At 65.3% G+C, this 20499-nt stretch carries 16 protein-coding genes, 2 tRNA genes and 1 pseudogene; 6 read left to right on the forward strand and 13 right to left on the reverse strand.

The window, feature by feature from the left end; all coding sequences use genetic code 11:
- From E3O54_RS10970 to E3O54_RS10985, 4 genes and pseudogenes are all read left to right on the forward strand, one after another.
- Positions 1-200 (forward strand): annotated as a pseudogene (locus E3O54_RS10970) (rhamnose isomerase); the annotation flags it as partial.
- Positions 201-261: 61 nt separating this feature from the next.
- The gene (locus tag E3O54_RS10975) at positions 262-2301 is read left to right on the forward strand and encodes a bifunctional aldolase/short-chain dehydrogenase (protein ID WP_134401594.1); all 2040 of its coding nucleotides are present in this window, start codon (positions 262-264) and stop codon (positions 2299-2301) included.
- A 40-nt stretch (positions 2302-2341) separates the two neighbouring features.
- On the forward strand, positions 2342-3784 hold the full coding sequence (locus E3O54_RS10980) for a rhamnulokinase family protein (protein WP_134401595.1): 1443 nt from the start codon (positions 2342-2344) through the stop codon (positions 3782-3784).
- A 381-nt stretch (positions 3785-4165) separates the two neighbouring features.
- Complete coding sequence (locus E3O54_RS10985) at positions 4166-4642, forward strand: GrpB family protein (RefSeq protein ID WP_370247777.1); 477 nt, start codon at positions 4166-4168, stop codon at positions 4640-4642.
- Positions 4643-5198: 556 nt separating this feature from the next.
- On the opposite strand, the gene E3O54_RS10990 is transcribed toward E3O54_RS10985, so the two are convergent.
- From E3O54_RS10990 to E3O54_RS11020, 7 genes are all read right to left on the reverse strand, one after another.
- Entirely contained in the window at positions 5199-5720 is a 522-nt protein-coding gene (locus E3O54_RS10990) for a hypothetical protein (RefSeq protein WP_134401596.1), read from the reverse strand.
- 350 nt (positions 5721-6070) lie between these two features.
- Positions 6071-6457 (reverse strand): GNAT family N-acetyltransferase, encoded by a 387-nt coding sequence (locus E3O54_RS10995; RefSeq protein ID WP_134401597.1) that lies wholly within the window; start codon positions 6455-6457, stop codon positions 6071-6073.
- The gene (locus tag E3O54_RS11000; RefSeq protein WP_134401598.1) at positions 6370-6957 is read right to left on the reverse strand and encodes a hypothetical protein; all 588 of its coding nucleotides are present in this window, start codon (positions 6955-6957) and stop codon (positions 6370-6372) included. Before E3O54_RS11000 ends, E3O54_RS10995 begins: the two co-directional genes overlap by 88 nt.
- Before the next feature lie 188 nt (positions 6958-7145).
- A complete protein-coding gene (locus tag E3O54_RS11005) occupies positions 7146-8330 on the reverse strand; it encodes a DUF6544 family protein (RefSeq protein ID WP_134401599.1) in 1185 nt (394 codons plus the stop codon).
- 124 nt (positions 8331-8454) lie between these two features.
- A complete protein-coding gene (locus tag E3O54_RS11010) occupies positions 8455-10905 on the reverse strand; it encodes an ABC transporter permease (protein ID WP_370247780.1) in 2451 nt (816 codons plus the stop codon).
- 113 nt (positions 10906-11018) lie between these two features.
- The gene (locus E3O54_RS11015; protein ID WP_134401601.1) at positions 11019-11867 is read right to left on the reverse strand and encodes an ABC transporter ATP-binding protein; all 849 of its coding nucleotides are present in this window, start codon (positions 11865-11867) and stop codon (positions 11019-11021) included.
- A gap of 149 nt (positions 11868-12016) precedes the next feature.
- On the reverse strand, positions 12017-12640 hold the full coding sequence (locus E3O54_RS11020) for a TetR/AcrR family transcriptional regulator (protein WP_134401602.1): 624 nt from the start codon (positions 12638-12640) through the stop codon (positions 12017-12019).
- A gap of 333 nt (positions 12641-12973) precedes the next feature.
- On the opposite strand from E3O54_RS11020, the gene E3O54_RS11025 reads away from it, so the two are divergent.
- Positions 12974-14218, forward strand: coding sequence for an IS256 family transposase (locus tag E3O54_RS11025; protein WP_134401603.1), 1245 nt, complete (start codon positions 12974-12976; stop codon positions 14216-14218).
- Between the two features lie 1057 nt (positions 14219-15275).
- Here the strand turns inward: E3O54_RS11025 and E3O54_RS11030 are convergent.
- The 3 genes from E3O54_RS11030 to E3O54_RS11040 form a co-directional block, all read right to left on the reverse strand.
- Positions 15276-15349: transfer RNA gene (locus tag E3O54_RS11030), tRNA-Ile, on the reverse strand.
- Positions 15350-15448: 99 nt separating this feature from the next.
- Positions 15449-16684 carry a glycosyltransferase gene (locus E3O54_RS11035; protein ID WP_241976872.1) on the reverse strand — a complete coding sequence of 412 codons (1236 nt, stop codon included), beginning with the start codon at positions 16682-16684 and terminating at the stop codon, positions 15449-15451.
- Between the two features lie 192 nt (positions 16685-16876).
- Positions 16877-17791, reverse strand: coding sequence for a DMT family transporter (locus E3O54_RS11040; RefSeq protein WP_104099975.1), 915 nt, complete (start codon positions 17789-17791; stop codon positions 16877-16879).
- A gap of 41 nt (positions 17792-17832) precedes the next feature.
- On the opposite strand from E3O54_RS11040, the gene def reads away from it, so the two are divergent.
- Positions 17833-18399: a peptide deformylase gene (gene def / locus E3O54_RS11045; protein WP_104099976.1), complete on the forward strand. Its 567-nt coding sequence runs from the start codon at positions 17833-17835 to the stop codon at positions 18397-18399.
- Positions 18400-18439: 40 nt separating this feature from the next.
- On the opposite strand, the gene E3O54_RS11050 is transcribed toward def, so the two are convergent.
- The 3 genes from E3O54_RS11050 to E3O54_RS11060 all read right to left on the reverse strand — a co-directional run bounded on the left by E3O54_RS11050 (position 18440) and on the right by E3O54_RS11060 (position 20452).
- Positions 18440-19318 carry a sensor histidine kinase gene (locus E3O54_RS11050; protein WP_134343382.1) on the reverse strand — a complete coding sequence of 293 codons (879 nt, stop codon included), beginning with the start codon at positions 19316-19318 and terminating at the stop codon, positions 18440-18442.
- Between the two features lie 88 nt (positions 19319-19406).
- Positions 19407-19479, reverse strand: a tRNA-Asn gene (locus tag E3O54_RS11055).
- A gap of 64 nt (positions 19480-19543) precedes the next feature.
- Positions 19544-20452, reverse strand: coding sequence for a D-isomer specific 2-hydroxyacid dehydrogenase family protein (locus E3O54_RS11060; protein ID WP_370247802.1), 909 nt, complete (start codon positions 20450-20452; stop codon positions 19544-19546).
- Positions 20453-20499 lie beyond the last annotated feature (47 nt).

A 20499-nucleotide genomic window follows, 5' to 3' on the forward strand; every position in this document is an offset into this window, starting at 1 on the left:
CCACCGTCGCTTTCATGCTCGACCAGTGCCACAACGTCGAAGAGAAGATCCCGGGCCAGATCCGCTCGGTCCTCAACGTGCAGGAAATGACCGCCCGCGGCCTCCCCGCCGACCCCATGGCCGCATTCGCGGCATCCGGCTACCAGGAGAAGATCTCCACCGACCGCATCGGCGGCACCCAAGCAGGCTGGGGCGCCTAACCCCACCCGACTCTTCATCCTTTGCCCTCTAGCTCCTCTCTCAGCCCCTGGAAAGCAGATCATGACCATCAACCCCACGGCCGCAGCGCTCATCGCTCGTTCGAACCGGCTCGGCGCGAACCCCAAGAACACGAATTACGCGGGCGGCAACACCTCCGCGAAGGGGTCGGAGGCCGATCCGGTCACCGGCAAGACCGTCGAACTGCTCTGGGTGAAGGGTTCCGGCGGCGACCTCGGCACCCTCACCGAGTCGGGCCTGGCCGTGCTGCGCCTCGACCGGCTGCGTTCGATGGTGAACGTCTACCCCGGCCTCGACCGTGAGGACGAGATGGTCGGCGCCCTCGACTTCGCTCTCCACGGCCGGGGCGGGGCGGTGCCGTCGATCGACACGGCCATGCACGGCCTCGTCGATGCTGCCCACGTCGACCACCTGCACCCGGATGCCGGCATCGCGATCGCGACGGCGGCCGACGGTGAGGAGCTCACCGACTCGATCTTCGGCCACAAGGTGATCTGGGTGCCCTGGCGCCGTCCCGGCTTCCAGCTGGGCCTGGACATCGCGGCGATCAAGGACGCCCACCCCGGAGCCATCGGCGCCATCCTCGGCGGACACGGCATCACCGCCTGGGGAGACACGAGCGAGGAGGCCGAGGCGCACTCGCTCTGGATCATCGACACCGCCACCGCCTACATCGAGGAGCACTCCCAGGCGGAGCCGTTCGGCCCCGAACTGGCCGGTTTCGGTGCGCTCTCCGCCGAGGAGCGTCGCGCCAAGGCGGCTGCGCTCGCGCCGACCCTCCGTGGCCTCGTCTCCACCGACAGTCCCAAGGTCGGCCACTTCACCGATGCGCCCGAGGTGCTTGATTTCCTCGCCCATGCTGAACACCCCCGCCTCGCCGCGCTCGGCACGAGCTGCCCCGACCACTTCCTGCGCACCAAGGTCACCCCGCTGCTGCTCGATCTCCCGGCGGATGCCTCGATCGAGGACTCGCTGGCCCGACTCCACGACCTCCACGAGCAGTACCGCCTCGACTACCAGGCCTACTACGACCGGCACGCCACCCCGGAATCGCCCGCCATCCGCGGCGCCGACCCGCTGATCGTGCTTATCCCCGGCGTCGGGATGTTCAGCTACGGCGCGAACAAGCAGACCGCCAGGGTCGCCGGAGAGTTCTACGTCAACGCCATTCACGTCATGCGCGGCGCGGAGGGCGTGTCCAGCTACGCCCCTATCGACGAGGCCGAGAAGTTCAACATCGAATACTGGGCCCTCGAGGAGGCCAAGCTGCAGCGGATGCCGAAGCCCAAGCCGCTCGCCGGACGTATCGCCCTCGTGACCGGCGCGGCCGGCGGCATCGGCAAGGCGATCGCCGTGCGCCTGGCGGCCGAGGGTGCCTGCGTGGTCATCGCCGACCTGGACCTGTCCAAGGCCGAGGCCGCCGCGGCCGAGCTCGGCGGCACGGACACCGCGATCGGCGTGCAGGCGAACGTGACCGACGAAACGCAGGTGCAGGCGGGTATCGACGCCGCCGTGCTCGCCTTCGGCGGTCTCGACCTCGTTGTCAACAACGCCGGGCTCTCGCTCTCGAAGTCCCTGCTGGAGACCACGGTGGCCGACTGGGACCTGCAGCACAACGTGATGGCGAAGGGGTCCTTCCTCGTCTCGCGCGCGGCCGCCCGGGTGCCGATCGACCAGAAGCTCGGCGGCGACATCATTTACATCTCGAGCAAGAACTCCGTCTTCGCCGGGCCGAACAACATCGCCTACTCGGCGACGAAGGCCGACCAGGCCCACCAGGTGCGTCTACTCGCCGCCGAGCTCGGCGAGTACGGCGTCAAGGTCAACGGCATCAACCCGGACGGGGTCGTGCGTGGGTCGGGCATCTTCGCCGGCGGTTGGGGCGCGAAACGAGCCGCGGTCTACGGGGTGCCGGAGGAGGACCTTGGCAAGTACTACGCGCAGCGCACGCTGCTCAAGCGCGAGGTGCTCCCCGATAACGTCGCCAACGCGGTCTTCGTGCTCTGCACGAGCGACCTCAGCCACACCACCGGGCTGCACATTCCGGTCGACGCAGGCGTCGCCGCCGCCTTCCTGCGATGACCGCGGGCGGCCGGTCCGGCAGCGCGGGCGAGGCCGGATCATGGTGACCGGCGCGGGCACCGTCGCCGCGATCGACCTCGGCGCCTCGAGCGGGCGGGTCATGCTCGGGCACGTCGGGCCCAACGAGTTGCAGTTGCACGCGGTCGCCCGGTTCCCCAACCTGCCGGTGCGCACGATCGACGGGCTGCATTGGGACATCCTCGACCTCTATCGCAATGTGCTCGCCGGGCTGCACTCCGCCGTGCACGAGGAGCCGGCTCTGCAGAGTGCGGCGGTCGACTCCTGGGCAGTCGACTATGCGCTTCTGGCCGGGCAACGGATGCTCGGAAACCCCTACCACTACCGCGACGAGCGCAGCGCGGACGCCGTGACCGCCACGCACGACCGGGTCTCCCCCGCCGAGCTCTATGCCGGGAACGGCCTGGCGTTCCTGCCGTTCAACACGCTCTACCAGCTCGAGGCCGAGAAGCGGGCCGGCGAGCTCGACCGGGCGGACACGATGCTGCTCATACCCGATCTGCTGGGCTTCTGGCTGACCGGCGAGCGCGTCGCCGAGCGCACCAACGCCTCGACGACCGGGCTGCTGACCGTGTCGGCGGCCGCGGATACCGGGCACGGCGAGTGGGACGACGCGCTGATCGCCCGACTCGGGCTGCCGCGCTCGATCTTCCCGCGACTCGTCGACCCCGGCACCCGGATCGGTGCCCTGCTGCCCGGGGTGGCCCGCGAGATCGGGGCCGGCTCGCGGCTCGACCTGGTCGCCGTCGGATCGCACGACACGGCATCCGCCGTCGTGGCCGCCCCCATGCGGGACGAGAACTCCGCCTACATCTCGTCGGGGACCTGGTCCCTGGTCGGCGTCGAGCTGCGTTCGCCCGTGTTGAGCGAGGCCAGCCGGGCGGCGAACTTCACCAACGAGGGCGGCGTCGACGGCCGGGTTCGCTACCTGCGCAACGTGATGGGCCTGTGGCTGTTGAGCGAGTCGATGCGCAGCTGGGCTCTCGAAGGCATCACCTTCGACCTGCCGACCCTGCTCGCGCAGGCCGCGCAGGTAACCGGGCCGGTGACGATCTTCGACGTCGACGACCCGGGATTCCTGGCCCCGGGTGAGATGCCCGCGCGGATCCGCGCACACTGCCTGGCCCACGGCCTCGCCGTGCCCGCGACGCCCGCCGATCTCGTGCGAAGCATCGTCAAGAGCCTCGCGACCGCGTACGCGCGCACCCTGCGGGCGGCGAGCGAACTGTCGGGGGCGGACATCCGAACGGTGCACATCGTCGGCGGCGGCTCGCAGAATGTTCTGCTCTGCCAGTTGACCGCGAACCTGACCGGCCTGCCCATGCTCGCCGGGCCGGTCGAGGCCACCGCGATCGGCAACGTCCTAGTGCAGGCCCGGGCGCTCGGCCTGGCCAGCGGCAGTCTCGAGAGCCTCAGGGTGCTCGTGGCCCAGGCCTTCTCGCCCCTGTTGTACGCACCGGTGTAGTCGACACCGCTGTTGTGGGCACCGCTGTTGTAGGCAGCGCTGGTGTAGGCCGTCCCGCTGAGTTCGCTCGCCGCGCGGGTTTCGGCAGGCCGCACCCGCGACCGCAGGTGCGGGCTGCCGTTCGCGTAGCGGCCTCGGGCGGATGCCGGGCTCGGGACGAGCCGACGGGTCAGCGGCGCGTGCCGGTTAGGTAGCGCTGAGATGTCGCGCAGACCGTTCGGCGTTCGGCGTTCCCTGCTGGCGGACTTCAATGAGGCCTCAACGGTCGAGTCTGTCGTGCCAGACTCGCTGGATGGGCCAAGCAAGAGACACGGAACTCGACACCATCCTGATCGGTGGTCGTGAGCAACGGGCGATCGTCATCGTCGATTACGACGACACATGTCCTCGAAGGCAGCTTCCATGGCTCAAAAGATCCAGGACTCCTTGGGCCCGGCTGCGCTGTCGGTCGAACACATTGGTTCGACCTCAGTCCCTGGACTCGCTGCGAAACCGGTGATCGACATGCTGTTGGTCGTGGCCGACATTGACGACGAGGAGTCCTACATCGTGCCAATGGAAGCCATCGGGTTGCGGCTCCGTGTCCGAGAATACGGCCACCGGATGCTCCGCACGGCGGAGTTGGACTTCCACGTGCATGTTCTTCCGCCAGAGACCGCTGAGCGGATCGACTATCTCGACCTCCGCGACTGGCTCCGGGTCAGCGCTGCAGACCGTGCACTCTACGAATCCACAAAGCGGACGCTCGCGGCCAACACATGGAGCGACATGAACCACTACGCCGAAGCCAAGAGTGCTGTCATCCAGCAGATACTGACCCATGCACGCAACTGGCGAGCAGCCCAGCCCACCAGCTGAACCGTCCCAAAGCAACCACGTCCCGGCGAGGGTTCGTCTGGCGAGCTGCTCCGGACTGGCCAGGCAATCGACGGCGTATTGCCCCGAACGACCACGCGGTCGTAGGGTCGCGCTAAGTAGGGCACTCAGGTGTCCGCGAATCGAGGGGTGGTCGAGATGGAATTCAGTGCTCTTTTTTGGTGGAACTTCTGGGTGCTAGTCCAGGTTCTCGTTGTGGTTGGGGTCGTCGTGGCTCTGGGGCTTTTCATCCGCTGGGGACGGCGCAAGAGCGCCATTCTTGAGGCGAGCCAAACCGCGGAAGGTCACAGAGGGCTTGTCGGAGCAGGTCGGCAACCTAGTCCGCCAGCGACCGCCGGATGTAGCCCGTCGTTCAGATGGGCCTAGATCCCTAGGATTGCCCTCATGCTCTTCGCCACTGATCTCGAAATGCCGATCAACTGAAGTCATTGATCCAATACAGCTGGCCCGAAACGTGCTTGACACGCTGCTCAATCAACAGTCGGTCACGGCCACTCCGCTGCCCCGTTTGCGGTTCGTTCATCGGTGTTGTGTTTCATCATGAGGGTCGTGATTGGGTTCTGCAGCCTGCTGCATGCAGCATGCAGCATGCAGCATGCAGCATGCAGCAGTCGAGCACCCACGTATCAGGCTCCGCAGATGCTCGTTTCGCGAAGGCCTGCCAGCGTTGCAGAACAAGACGTCGGTAGATCGGTTCGGCGAGCTCATAGACGTCGTAGGCGGCGAGGGCGTCTAGTGCTGGAGTGCCCACTAGCCCCGCGGCTTGCAGCTTGCCGTAGGGGACGAGGAATCCGCCGTCGTGGGGCTCCGCGGAGCGCTCGATGGGGTCACCATCCGACGCGTGCTGCTCGAGAAAGTGAGCGTACTCGGGCCCAGACAGCCACGCCGCCGATTCATAGTCAGCCGGATGATCGAGGCAGCCCTCGACAATCAGGTGGCAGCGGACCCCTCTCGCGTGGAGCAAGTCAGCGATGTAACTCGCCAGCGTCGACTTGCCAGACCCGGCTACGCCTTCCAGCACGATCAGCCTCGACCTGATCATTGGCCCGTCCTTGCGCATTGCACTTCATTCGTCTGTCGCGGACCGACGCGGACGCGGACACCCGCATTTCGAGCGGGGCCCGCCGTCGCCAAGAGTTCCGAAGGGCGCGGACGGTGAGAAGGGCAAAAAGTGTCGGGCTCTGTGCCCAATTGTGCGGACCCGAAGCTGCCACCGAAAAGCCGGCCCCCCTAGAGTAACGGCACAAGAAAAGGCATGTCCTGTAGCAACACTGAAAGACAAATCCGCAACGACTTCTCAACTTCCAAATCGCTTTGACAAGCACGACGCAGACACTGTCAGGTCATGCGCCTACGCGACATCTGGAGCGCCAGCAACGGTGGTGTCGCGCGGTCGAGGGGACGTGCGAGTCACAGCTTCCACCAGATCCCGTTGGAGTGGGGTGTGAACCCCAGAGCGGAGTAGAACGCTTGATTCGAGCCGACGTAGGCGGCCTGGGCGCCTAGGTCTCGGCAACGCCGCGCGGCTTCGAGCACGGCAGCGCGTCCGAGGCCGCGACGTCGGTGGTCGGGGTCGGTGCACACCGGCTCGACGAGGGCGTAAGTTGTGCCGGGCTCGTGCCAGATTCCGCAGTAGGCGGCGTAGTCCCCGTCGGGGGCGACGACCAGCATGTTGAGTTCGGGGTTGAGGTGTGGTCCAGATACGCTGGTTAGGCGTTCCTGGATCGCCTCGGCGTTGGCTCTCGGGAGTCCAGGGTTATTGAAGCCGCGGTGCAGGAGTCGGTCGAAGCGGAGCATGTCGCGTTCGTTCGCGAGGCTGCGATGCGGTAGCCGGCGGGGAGGCGGTAGGACAAGTCCCCGGCGAGGTCGAGGACGGCGTTTGCTTCGGCCTCTGCCGTCGCGGTCAAGCCGTGCGCGGCGGCGATGCGCTGCAGGTTGTGGTCGGTTTCACCGACGAGCACCCTGACTTCCCCGCCCCGGGTGAGGTGCTCGAGCGCGTACTGGAGCATGTCTGGCAGCAGGTCGGCGTGTTCGGGGTCAGTTAGTAGGTAGGCCGAGCCGAGTTCGGTTTCGTAGGTGACGACAGCCACCACGCGTCCGTTGTGCTCCCAGATTCTAATGCGGTGCAGCGCGCTGGCGTCGAGGTAGGGCAGGGAAAACATCCATTCCCATCGCCCCCACAGGAAGCCGGGGGTGGTTGGGATTGCATGGTTGATCCGTACGAGGAAGTCGCGCACACGGTGGAACTCGTCGGTGAAGCCGGTTGTTCCCGGATGTTGGTGGGCTATTGCGGTCATGTTGGGGATTTTTCTCTTAAACGGATGTCCGCTGTTGAACGGATGCCCGGTGGGGGGTTCAGGGGTGGGAGCTTCGGAGGCGGCGGGACCGTGCCCCGAGAGCTAGGGCCCCTGCGGCGAGGACGCTGGTGAGTGGTGGATTCGTCGGCCAAACCAGGGATTGTACAAGGCGCGTGAAACCGAGGCCGTCATTTCGGGAGCCTCGGACTCCGCACCCGTAAAACTTGGCCCGACGTGTTAGCCGCTGCGGCGTCGGGGTTGTAGGTGATGGTGTCGAGGTTGTACTCGAAGTACACGAACTGGTTGTGCGGGGCAGTGGGATGCCAACGGCCCTCGCCGCGGGCGGCGAGTCGCCGACTGCCGAACGCTCGATAGTCGCTCACGGGTGTCGACCAGGGTTGAGGGGTGAAGGTGGAGCCGTCCTGACTGGTGCTCATCCGGTCGTCGGAGATGAAGTCGACGAGGTCGCCGTCGCGGAAGGTCAGGTCGGCGGTCACGGTCTGCGCACCGTTGGTGAAAACCCCGCGGACATGGCTGTCGTCGAGGGGCTGCCAGACGATAGGGGCGTCAATGAGCGCCGCGGGGGCGAGGATGCAGAAATCTTTGAACAGTGTCACGGTTTCGGCCCGATCCATCTCCGGCCCTGCAGCATTTGTTATCGGCAGCATCGAGCACAGCTTGACGCGCATGGTGGCGGTGCGCCCGACGAGGACGTGGAGGACGTCGACCGGCAGGCCGAACATCGTGGCGTCCATCCAGAACAACCGGCTGGGCGCGGGCCCGTAGGTGTTGACCTGCTCGCCGGTGTAGGTCATCCATCGCGACGTGGCGCTGGCACGTATCCGGCCGTGAATATTGGCGCGCAGGGAAGACACTCGGGGTTGACCGACTGCCCCGGAGCGACGGACGTGCTCGGCGACCAACCCTGGCAGGTGGGCCAAGTCGGCTTCGGTCACGGCTACGCCGGAGCGCGGTTGGGCTTCGCTGAGCGCGGCCTGAACGAGACGCTGGTACTCGGCGCGGTAACTCGTGGGGCCGCGGGACACGAAGGTGTATCCCAGGGCGGCCAACAGCAGAAGGTTTGCCAGCGTGCCAGTTTTAGCGTCGCTCCATGAAGTGAGAATCGCGGCCTGCGAGATCAGGACGCCGATAGTGCCGGCGACCCACCACCTGCGATTGCGGGCCGCGAGCAGCACCCCGGTCGCTATGACCACGATGGCGGCGGTCAGCCAGACCAGGCCGAGCGCCGGTTCAATCGGCTGGGTGAGAGCCTCCACCTCCGCCCAGTCGAACCCTTTGGCTGCGCCGAGCAGGTGGATGAGACCGTGCCCGACGATCACGACAACGACGAACCACCGCATGAAGGTTCTCATCGGGTCGCGTCCCGAATTTGGCGGGGGAAAGAGTTTTTGACGCGGTCCGTGCGGGTGGCTGACATGATACGTGCCTTCGTTTTCGTGGGGTTGGGGTGGGTTGGGTTGGGCTGGTGGTGGTGACTCAGTCGGATGCGACGGCGTCGAGCATGGGCAGTCGGGCGGCACGGGATGCTGGCCACAATGCGGCCAACACGCCGACGACGACAGCTAAGACGAGCATGCCGGCGAGCTGCGCCCAGGGGATGGCCAGTGTGGTCAGACCGACCCCGTTGAACACGGTCGGCATCACTGATGCAATGGCAACGCCAAGAACAACGCCGACGACGGTGCCGAACAGGGCCGTCAGAACGCTCTCGATGGTGATGATCCCGGCCAGTTGGAGCCGGCCGAGGCCGACGGCGCGCATGAGGCCGATCTCGCGGGTGCGCTCGATTACCGACAGGGCCAATGTGTTGACGATGCCCAGGATGGCGATGATGATCGAGAGCCCGAGCAGCGCATAGAGGATTACCAGGATCTGGTTGACCTGGCCCGCAAGGTCGTCCGCAAAGTCACCCTTGTCGGATACTGAGAGCACCACATATGGTCCGACCGCCTTGACCAGGTCGGCGCGCAGGTTCGCCGCAGTCACCCCAGGAGCAGCGTGGATGAGCAGGAAATCGATTCTTACCTGGCCTGAGGGAACGACTTGGGAGAGAAGCTTGTCCGACATGACGATGGAATCGCCGATCAGACGGGAGTCGATGATTGCACCCACCCGCGCCGACGCCGACACGGCACCGGCCCGGGAGGCGAACGTCACCGTGTCGCCGACAGTCCAGCCGCGTTCCTTCGCGGTCCTCGCCTGCACCGCGATCGCGCCGTCGGCAAGGGTGTCGAGGGAACCCTCCACGACATCGAGGTCGATGGTGCGCCCGAATGCCTTCGGTGGGAGTCCGACGACGAACGAGGCATCTTGCTTGGCCGCGCTCTCCCCCGGGCCGACGACGACGGTGGGGCCGTAGGCGAGCACGTCCATCGCGCCGACAGCGTCGAGCGCACGGACATCAGCCACCGCGCCGACGGGCACTCCGGTAGTTGACTGAATGGAGAAGTCCGACGTCCAGCCGTCGTCGACGATGGCGCGGGTGGAGACCGTGGCCGAAGCAGCCAGGACCGAGGCGGCGCCGACCAGTGCCATGCCGATCATCAGCGCACTGGCAGTATTCGCGGTGCGTCTCGGGTTGCGGACGACATTTCCGCGGGCCAACCTACCCAGCGGCCGGACTGCGGCGACGAACACCGCGGAGAGCACCCCCAGGCAATGGCGAACGAGGAACGGGGCCAGAAGCAGCGTGCCGAGGGCGAGCAGCCCCGCACCGACGCCGACCAGAGCTGACCCGTTGCTGTCGGGCGCGAGTAGCGCCACGACGAGCCCTGCAGCACCTAAGGTGGCGAGAACACCGCCGATAATAGTGCGGACACGCAGAGACCTCTCGGTCGCCGTCGCCTCGCGCATGGCCTCGACCGGCGCGGTGAGGGCGGCGCGGCGGGCCGGCAGGGCGGCCGCCACGACGGCTACGACGGTGCCGATAAGCAACGAGACGATCACGGTCGGAGCATCGAGAGGGATGGATCCGGACAGGTCCATGCCGACCTGGTCAAAGCCGATCCGAAGCAGCGAGACCAGGCCAAGGCCCCCCGCGATTCCCAGCGCGGACCCGAGCAAACCGACAACGGCGGCCTGGATGAGGATGGACGCGAACACCTGGGTCGGCGACGCGCCAACGGCGCGCAACAGAGCGAACTCGCGGGTGCGCTGGCGCACCAACATGGAGAAGGTATTGGAGATGATGAAGGCCCCAACAAATAGCGAGATGCCCGCGAATACCAACATGAACGCCTGCACGAACCCGAGCTGAGCTTCAATGTCCGTGCGCGCTTCGGCTCGCATTGCGTCACCGGTGAGAGCCTCGGCAACGGCTGTTTTGTCGCGCGAAAGCACTGGGGTCAGTTTTGCGACCAGGTTCGCTTGGGTCACATCCGAATCTGCATATACGGCGATCGAGGAGACCATGCCGTCTGGGGCGTAGACCGCCGTGGCGGTTGCAACGTCAAGGTACACGATCGTGGCCCCGGCCAGTGCGGTGCCCATCGACATTTTCCCGGTGACCCGCACAGCGCGAATTTCGCCGGCCACAACGATTTTCGTTTGGTCTCCCACCGACAAACCGGAAGACGCCAGGGTCGCGGACTCGAGTCCGATCTCGGCCGGTCCGCTGGGAGCGCGTCCGGAGGCAACTATGACGGTGGTGTCGTCGGGATACAACGCCACCCCGAAGCTGGGCGCCTGGGTGCTCTGGACCGCGGTGCCGTCTTTTCCGACAACGACGATTGGGCCGGTAATCCCGGCGAACGCTTTGTCGACACCGTGTACTGTGGCAATCCGACCGGCAAGAGCGGCAGGCACGGTGTTGCGGTTTTCACCGATTGCGCCGGTCATACTGCGCCCGAGCGCAGGTTCGGCTCCGCGAATGTAGGCGTCTCCGAGCAGGGTCGAGTCCACGATTCCGGAGAATGTGGAAGACATCATTGTGCGCAGGGAGAAAGTGCCTGCCACGAAAGCGACTCCGAGCGCGACAGCCAGGACCGAGAGGATGAATCGCACGAGATGCGCGCGTATTCCGCGCAACGCCACGCGGCGCATCAGACACGCACCGGGAGGAGCATTGCAGAGGTGTCGTTGTCGGTTTTGCCTTTGTCCGCAGTGGGTGCAACGTCGAGACTAGCGAGCGCTTCGAGCACGGATGCTTGTGTAGGGTTTACTAATTCGCCGACGAGCCGGCCATCGGCCAAGAAGAGGACACGGTGGGCATAGGTGGCCGTGCGGGGGTCGTGGGTGACCATGACGACACTTTGGCCGAGATCGTCGACGGAGCGGCGCAGAAAGCCCAGCAACTCGGTGGACGCCTTCGAATCGAGGTTGCCGGTGGGCTCATCGGCGAAGATCACCGCAGGTTTGGCGACGAGCGCTCGGGCGCACGCGACTCGCTGTTGTTGACCTCCCGACAGCTCGCTGGGGCGATGGTGTAGACGTGACTCCAGCCCCAATGCGGCCACGACCTTGTCGAAGTGCGCACGATCGACCGGCTTACGGGCGATGTCCAGCGGCAACGTGATGTTCTCCGCCGCAGTGAGCGTAGGAACCAGGTTGAAGGCCTGGAAGATGAACCCCAGCCGGGTGCGGCGAAGCTTCGTCAGTTGGCGTTGGTTCATCCGGCCGACGTCTTCGCCGTCAATCGTCACGGTCCCAGAGGTGATTGTGTCCAGCCCGGCCATGCAGTGCAGGAGGGTGGACTTGCCCGACCCGGACGGGCCCATGATCGCTGTCAGCTCACCACAAGTGAAATCAACATCGATAACCGCCAAAACTGGCACCGTTGTGTCACCCCGCCCATAGGTCTTCACCACGCCCCTCGCCGAAGCAATGGCCGACGCGGGGATGGCTGTCGCGGAGCGAATCTGAAGGGATTTCGTGGTCGGGTTGTTGGTCATGTTTTTTTCCTGTCGGAAGGTGCAGTGGGTCGGAGAGTGATCGTGCGATGAGCGCGTTCGACTGACGCGGGCGCTGTCAGGCGCAGGCGCGTTGGAACCACGCGCTCACCTGAAGGCGTAAAGCAACGAGAGGTGCCGACGTTCGGGTGTTAGCCGGGCGCGGTTTTGTGAGCGGCGAGGACAAGGTTGACGGCAGCGCGTGCGTAGCCGGCCGCAATGGGCTCTCCCGTGATCAGAAGGCTGAAATACAGGGGGCCGACAAGCGCGTTGAGCACGAAGTCGACATCCATATCGACGGAGAGCTCGCCGGAGGCGATTCCGCGCTCGACGGCCGCGCGCCAGTGTCGCAGGTTCGGCTTGATGATCAGATCGCGGTAGCTGGCGGCGAGCACCGGATCGGCGGCCATCTCGGCCACCAGGCCAGGCAGCACGCGGCCGAGAGGGGTCCGGGTCAGGACATCGATCAGCTCGTCGGTCAGGGCCACCAAGTCGCCCGCGGCGCTGCCGGAATCGTTGTCCTTGCCCGGGCGGATTTGGGTCACCATCGCCTCGACGACGAGCTGGGACTTTTGCGACCACCGCCGGTAGATGGCCGGCTTACTCACCCCCGCCCGCCGGGCGACCTCCGCCACCGTTACACGGACATAGCCGACCTCGGAGAGCAACTCAATCGCCGCCCGCAGGATGGCCTGATCCATGTCCGGGTCACGGGGACGCCCGATATCGCTGCCACGGCCACCGGGGCGGCGCGGCGCCATTTGCGACTCGGACATCAGAACCAACTCCCTATTACGTATCCATCAGTAACGTAACAGAGCTGGCCAAGATACGCAACTACACGTTACGGAACTAGACGAAATGATAATCGCACGTCGAAACTAGCCTCACCAGAACGATCCAGCTTCATGGCGCTCGATTCCGTCGAGTTTAGGTTTTCCAGAATGCAGAATTCATTGCCCTCCGGATCGGCGAGCACGACTCATGACGGTTACGTCCCCGTGAGTGGTGTGATTTCCCGCTCTTGAGTGTTGCTTCGTCAACGTGAAGAGCCACCGTGGGATGGTCAGTGAGTACCGACTAAAGCAACTCACAAAGGACACCACACGATGGCTCTAGACCAGTCTGCCCTGCTTGACCTGCTGGGAGAACTCAAACTCACCTATGTCACCGACCGAATCCGCGTCGCGACCGAAACTCTCTACCAAGAACTGATCGATGCGGAGGCGACCGCGTTCATCGGCGCCGCCCCGTTCGAACGCTCCGGCGACCGCACCACCCACCGCAACGGCACCCGGCCGCGGACGTTGACGACGACGGCCGGGGACCTCGACCTGAAGATCCCGAAGCTGCGCGCCGGCTCCTTCTTCCCGGCGCTTTTGGAGCGGCGCCGCCGGGTCGACCAGGCGTTGTTCGCTGTCGTGATGGAGGCCTACGTTCACGGTGTATCGACCCGGAAGGTCGACGACCTGGTCAAGGCCCTCGGAGCGGACACGGGGATCTCGAAGTCGGAGGTGTCCCGGATCTGCGCGGGCCTGGACGCTGAGGTGGCCCAGTTTCGCGACCGCACCCTCGCCGCGCAGGACTTCCCCTACGTGTTCCTCGACGCGACCTACTGCAAGGCCCGCGTTGGGCACCGGATCGTGTCCCAGGCCATCGTCGTCGCGGTCGGCGTCGCGGCCGACGGACGCCGGGAAGTCCTCGGCTTCGACGTTGGTGACAGCGAGAACGAGGGCTTCTGGACCAGCTTCCGGCGGTCGTTGAAGACTCGCGGCCTCGACGGGGTCAAGCTGGTCATGTCTGACGCGCACACCGGCCTGAAGAAGGCCATCGGGACCGTGTTCCAGGGCGCCGGCTGGCAGCGCTGCCGGGTGCATTTCATGCGCAACGTCCTCGCCGTGGTGCCGAAGGGATCGCAGGACATGGTCGCCTCGATCATCCGCACCATCTTCGCCCAGCCCGACCGCGAGCACATCGAGAAACAGTTCCGCGAGGTGACCACGATGCTCTCCCGCTCGCACCCGAAGGTCGCCGCGATGCTCGTCGACGCGCAACCCGACCTCCTCGCCTTCGCCGGCTTCCCGCGGCGGCACTGGCGCCAGATCTGGTCCACGAACCCGCTCGAACGGGTGAACAAGGAGATCAAACGCCGCACCGACGTCGTCGGCGTGTTCCCCAACGCCGCGGCCCTGCTGCGCCTGGCCGGGTCGGTGTTGATCGAGCAGCACGACGAGTGGGAAGCCGACGAACGCCGCTACTTCTCCGAAGCCTCGATGCTCGAGCTGGCCGTCATGAACAACCCCATCGAGGTCCTCGACGAGGCGGTGATCCTCCCCGAACTCGCCGCCGCCTAAACTACTGACCTGCATGGTGTTGAGAAATTCCACCACTCAGCGGGACGTGACCCGGCACGGAAACGCTTCCCCGAGCGATTCAGCACCAATCAGGCACCAAAGATCCTGTCCATTCCCGAGACGGCATGGATCAATAAACCAGCCGACAAACCCACCGCGTGCTCGTCGGCTTCCGTGCCTTCGGGCTCTGGTTCGTACGCCGAGCAGCGCACCGCACAGGCTGACGACGCGCAAGTCGAGAACGCGGAGGCGTTGCTTGCCTAGGTCGAGGCGGAGAGGGCAACCATCCCGCAGTTTAGGGGCCAGTTTCCGGGGCTGTACTCCGAAGTGAGCATCAGCGGATCATTGGAGGAATCCACAGGCGACCGCGGGCTGCCGGCTGCCGGCTGCCGGCTGCCGGCTGGAGTTTATTCAGTTGTGTTCTACGAGTACACGTACCTAGAGGCCATGGACTGGTCGTCCACGAAGGACGCTCTCGACGCACAACGATCAACGATCGACGGCCTCTGCAGGACGTCGTTGTTCCCTCCGATGAGGAACGCTGGGATCCCAGGTCCACTCAGCGTCGTCTATTCCTATGAGGATCGAAGAAGCCGGTTTGGGGCGAAGTGGCATCACACTTGAACTGACTACTAGGGCCGGCGTCGAGAACTCCGCCCGGCTGATCATCATCATCGACCGCCCACCGGAATCTGTACTTGCGTGCAGCGCGTGTTCCCAGTGCTCTTTGAGGAACAGATGCGTCCGTTTAGCAGGAGTTCGAGGACGTCGCCGTCTTGCTCCACGATGAATTCGACGATCCGGGAATGAGGTCGTTGTCGCGCAGCCCCGCAGCGGGAACGATCACCGTTCCCGCCTTCCCGTGTTCTACCAGCCAAAAACTCATCAAGAATGAGGCCCGAAAGCAGCTTCTCCAAAGCCTGGTTCCGCGGACATCAGTCATTCTTTGGGGATTGAAAAAACGCCCACGAAATGACCCAGGTAGCTGCATAGGTAGCTGACTTCAAACATGAAATAAACAAAAACAGAAATATGACATCTGACCAGCATATTGCAGTAGGGCGGCCGGGACTTGAACCCGGGACCGACGGATTATGAGTCCGCTGCTCTAACCAGCTGAGCTACCGCCCCAATCGACGCAACTGCTCTGACGAGTGTGCGACCGATTCTGTGGTGATCGGGTTGATCACCGGGTTCAACGATACAGGCTCGAAAGGCGGGCTCGCCCGCCTACTCCGCGCCGCGGGCGGCCGCGTCGGAAGTGACCGCGTCGATAACCGGTTCCCCGCGATACAGGCACTCAAACGTGTTCAGGGTGCGGTTGATGTCGTGCACACCGATGAGCCGGAGGGAACTGTTTTTGAGCGCGTTCAGGTCGTCGGGTGCGGCCGTCAGAACTGTCGTGAGCTTGTCGGCGAGGTCCTGAGCGTTTCCGGGCTCGAACAGGTAGCCGTTCTGGCCATCGTGCACGAGGTGTGGGAGCGCCATGGCGTTGGCGGCCACGATCGGCAATCCAGACGCCATCGCCTCCATAGTCGCGATGCTCTGCAACTCCGCGATCGACGGCATCGCGAACACCGTCGAGCGGGTGTAGGCGGTCGCCAGTTCGGCATCCGTCACATAACCCGTGAACGTGACCCGACCACTGAGTCCGAGCGCCTGCGACAGATGTTCAAGGTTGCGCTTCTGGTCGCCGCCACCGACGATCTCCACCTTCACATTGAGGTCGGGCGAGAGCAGGACCACGGCCTGCAGCAGCACGTCGATCTGTTTCTCGCCGGTCACGCGGCCAACGAAAAGGATGCGGTTCTCGGTGCGTGGCGCGAAAGTCGGCGAGTAGTTGTGGGCGTCGATGCCGCATGAGATCGCCAGCACGCCCTCGAGGCCGGTGTAGCGCTCCAGGAACTGGGCGGCTCGCAGGGTCGGTGTGGTGACCGCTTCCGCCCGGCCGTAGGTACGCCTCGCAGCCCGCCAGGCGGCCTTGATGAGGCGATCGTGCAGGCCCTTTGGGACAAGGGTGAATTCCAGCATGTTCTCTGGCATGAAGTGGTTCGTGCCGATGATGCGGATGCCGCGCTTCGCTGCCTCGATCGTGACGGCACGACCCACGTTGATGTGGGACTGGAAATGGACGACATCCGGCTTGACCGTATCAAGGATTTTCCGGGTCTCTCGCGGAATGAACCACGGCAGGGCGTACCGCAGCCAATCGTGCGGGTACCAGCGCCAGCTCTGCAGACGGTGCACGACCATCGGCTGGCCTTCATGCACCTCGGTCCACGTGCCGAACTTGCGTGACGCGGCTGGAGCCATGATGTGCACTTCGTGCCCGCGGCCCACCATCCCGGCGGCAAGACGCTCGGCGAACCGGGCCGCGCCGTTCACGTCGGGGGCAAAGGTGTCCGCCGCGATCAGGATGCGGAGAGGCTTCTTCGCCGGCTCGCGGGGGCACGACTCGCTCGGCAAATCGGTCAAATCTGACAAAAGACAATGTCCCAACGTAAGTGAGCCGGAGTTCGTCATCCGGCGATAAATCATGTTTTCGACGGCGCGTACGCTGACGAAGTCTTCTAGAACCCTATTCTAATCCGGTGCTGCAACAGCCATACCGGGGGCGGCGCGCCCACGCGGACGCCCAACGGAGTGCTTGGAGCGCCGTCAGTCGTCGGCGAGAGGGTGATACCGGGCCAACAGGAAGACCCCGACGATGGCGACGACACCCGCGACGAGGAAGGCGACAGCCGCCCACGGCGGAGCCTGTTCGATCTCGCCCAGAACGACGATGCCGATGCCGACGGCGATCAGCGGATCGATCACGGTGAGTCCGGCGATGACCAGGTCCGGCGGGCCGGACGCGTAAGCGTTTTGCACGAAGTAGGCGCCGAGCACCGCCGCCAGCAAAAGCCCGATGACGCAGGTCAGGGTCAGCCACTCGAAGTTGCCGTTCTGGGTTCGGTTGATGACGACCTTGGCCAGCGTCGCGACGAACCCGTAGAGCACCCCGGCGCCGACAATGTAGAACATCGCCTTGAACTGGGTACGCAGCTTGAGGAACGCGACGCCGAAGAGGGACAACACGACGCCGAGCACGATCAGGATCGTGATCAGGTTGCCGTCGGTGACTGGTTTGTCCACGGCGGTGAACGCGGCCACTGTGACGAAAAGGGCCACGCCGCCGACGCACATCGCGATCGCGATCTTCGACGCGCGGTTGACGGGGACCCGGGTGATGCGGGAGTTCAGGATGGACGTGATCACGAGGGCGACGGCGCCGAGCGGTTGAACCATGATGATGGGGGCGAAGGCCAGACTGGAGAGCTGGAAAACGATCGCCAGCCCGAGCATTATCGTGCCGAAGACCCAGGAAGGCCGACCGAGCAGCAGCATCAACTGGCGCGGGTTGAGTCCCCCGGTGACCTCAGCCGTTTTGGCCTCGACCTTCGTGACGCCGCGATGCTGGAATTGAGCTCCCAGCGACAGGAATACGGCACCCACCAGGGCGAGTGGAATCCCTATTGCCTGACGTGGATTGATTGCGATTTCCGCAGCCAGGTCGGTCAGGTCGGGGTTCACTCAAACGAGCCTATCGAGAACCGGCCCGTTATCCTTGAAGAATGGCCGTTCGTTCGATAGCAATTTCAGGAGATCCCGTTCTCCACTTCCCCGCCCTTCCCGTCACTGATTTCGACGATGATCTGCATGAACTCGTGCGGGACATGTTCGAGACAATGGATGCCGCGCCCGGCGTCGGTCTGGCGGCGCCGCAGGTGGGAGTGCCGCTCCGGCTCTTCACCTACAACTACCTCGATGACGACGGCCACCTGTGGCGTGGCGCGGCCATCAACCCGGAACTGTGGATCACCCCGGTTCCCTCGGGCGAGGCCGACGAGAACGAGGACGTCGAGGGCTGCCTGTCTTATCCGGGCGAACGCTTCCCGCTGCTACGCTCCCCCTCCGCCAGCCTGCGCGCGGTGGACCTTGAGCAGAAGCCCTTCGAGATTCACGCCGAAGACTGGCTGGCCCGCATCTTCCAGCACGAGTACGACCACCTCGACGGCACCCTGTACGTGGATCGCCTCGAGCACTTCTACGCCAAGATCGCCTTCAAGGTGACCCGCAAGCGTGGCTGGGGCACGCCCGGGCTCAGCTGGATGCCCGGCGTCGACAACCTTGAAGATTGACCAGGTAGGCCCGGCCTGATCCGCTGGCCCGGCGAAAGAATCAGCCGCGGTCGAGGTCCACTCCGTGGATGCCGTTGTGGAAGCGCAATGACGGGAAGATGGCCGTGACCGTGAACCCGACGCCGGGCACGGTCCCGGCGTTGAAGATGCCACCGAACATCGCGGTGCGCTCGCGCATCTGGGTGATGCCTGCCCCGGCTACGTTCGCACTCAGCGCCTTGAGGTCGTCGTCGATCGTGTACTTCGTGCGCGCGGCGAAGTCGGCGGCGTCGGCACTGTCCCGGCGAGCCACCGCACGGATGCCGTCATCCGCGACCAGCAGCTGCAGCCCGTCCTGAGTCCACGAGATCGTGACCCGAGCCTCCGTGCCTCGTCCTCCATGAGTGAGGGTGTTGGCCAGCGCGCTCTGCAGGATACGGATGACGGCCAGTTCGGCGCCCGGCTTGAGCGGGAACCGCTCGCCTGACTCGGTGAAGACCACGGTGACGCCCGCGTCACGCATGACTCGGAACAGGTCCTTCGCCGACTGCAGGCCCGGCTGGGCGGCGGAGACAGATTCACCCTCGCGCACGATCGTCAGCACGCGGCGCATGTCGGCCAGCGCCACCCGGCCATCGTCGACCAATGCCGTCGCCACCCGCACGGCGCTGGACGGGTCGCTCTCGGCCGTGTAGCGGGCACCTTCGGCACGGGTGATCAGCCGCGCGACGGACAGCACGGCCACGTCCTGAAGATCCCGGATGATGCCGAGCCGGCCCTGTTGTTCGGCAAGAGACAGTTGCAGGTCAATGCGTAGCCGTTCGGCCGCCGTGCGGTCGAAGACCACGCGCCGGGCCCGGACAAGGGTGACCAGCCAGAGGGCGAGCAGCCCGACGACGAGCACGGCCAGAACGGTGCTCACGGTGAGCCAGGACTCCACGGATGCCGCCTTTTCTGCGACCGCGTCGCACGGAAGTGAACGGGATACAAAAAAGGCCACCAGGGGTGGAGCCCTTGGTGGCCTTTCGCTCCCCGACTTGGACTCGAACCAAGAACCTGCGCATTAACAGTGCGCTGCTCTGCCAATTGAGCTATCGAGGAATGTCGCTTGAACAGCTCTGTTACTTTATCAAAAGTTGGTGATCTGCCAAATCGGCGTCAACCGTCAGTAGCCGATTTGAGGGTCAACGACCCCGACGTACCGCCCATCCGCAAGGAAGGCACCCACATTCAGGCGAATCCGCTCGGCCAGGAGCGGGGCGGTCATCTCGGGCGTGTCGGCCGAATGCGGCGTGATCAAGCACCGCGCCTCGGCCCAGAGCGGATGCCCCTGCGGCAACGGCTCCGGATCCGTCACGTCGAGGGCCGCGCCGGCGATGGTTCCTGCGGCCAGCGCTGCCACCAGAGCGTCCGTGTCGACGAGCGGGCCGCGGGCGATGTTGACGAGCACGGTCTCGGGCCGCATCAGCTCGAGTTCGGCCCGGCCGATCAGGTGGCGGGTGCCGCCCGTGAGCGCAGCCGCCACGACGACGACGTCGCTGGTCTGGAGAACGCCGGAGAGGGCGTCCGTCACCACCGTCTGAGCCGCACCGGGCACCGGCTCGGTGCTGCGGCGCACCACTGTGACGTGGGTGCCGAACGGCGCGAGCAGGCGGATCAGCTCACGGGCGATCCCACCAGCGCCGATGATGGTCACGTTGAGGCCGTAGAGCGAGCGCCCCTCGGAGAGCGTGCTCCAGCCCTCGGCCCGAGCGCGCTTCGGCAGCACCCGCAACAGCGCCAGGGTGAGAGCCAGGGCGTGTTCGGCGACGGGCTGCGCGTACGCGCCCTTCGCGCTGGTCCAGAGAAGGTCCGGGCGGTCCAGGCCGGCAAGCACCCCACTGAAGGCGTCGACGCCCGCCCAGGGGAGCTGCACCCACCCGATGCCGGGATACGCGTGCAGGGTGGCGCGCAGCTCGTCGGCCCGGCCGTAGTCCAGCCAGATCAGTCCGCGGGTCTCGCCGGAGAGCTCCGTCACGGTTCCCCCGGCAGCCTCGACCGCCCGGGAGAAGGCCGGTTCCGGCCGCGGCAGGATGGTGATCGGACCGGGGGCCGGTCGTCGGTGCGCCGGAAGGGGCGTGA

The sequence above is a fragment of the Cryobacterium sp. TMT2-4 genome (assembly GCF_004402575.1).
Classification (GTDB): domain Bacteria; phylum Actinomycetota; class Actinomycetes; order Actinomycetales; family Microbacteriaceae; genus Cryobacterium; species Cryobacterium sandaracinum.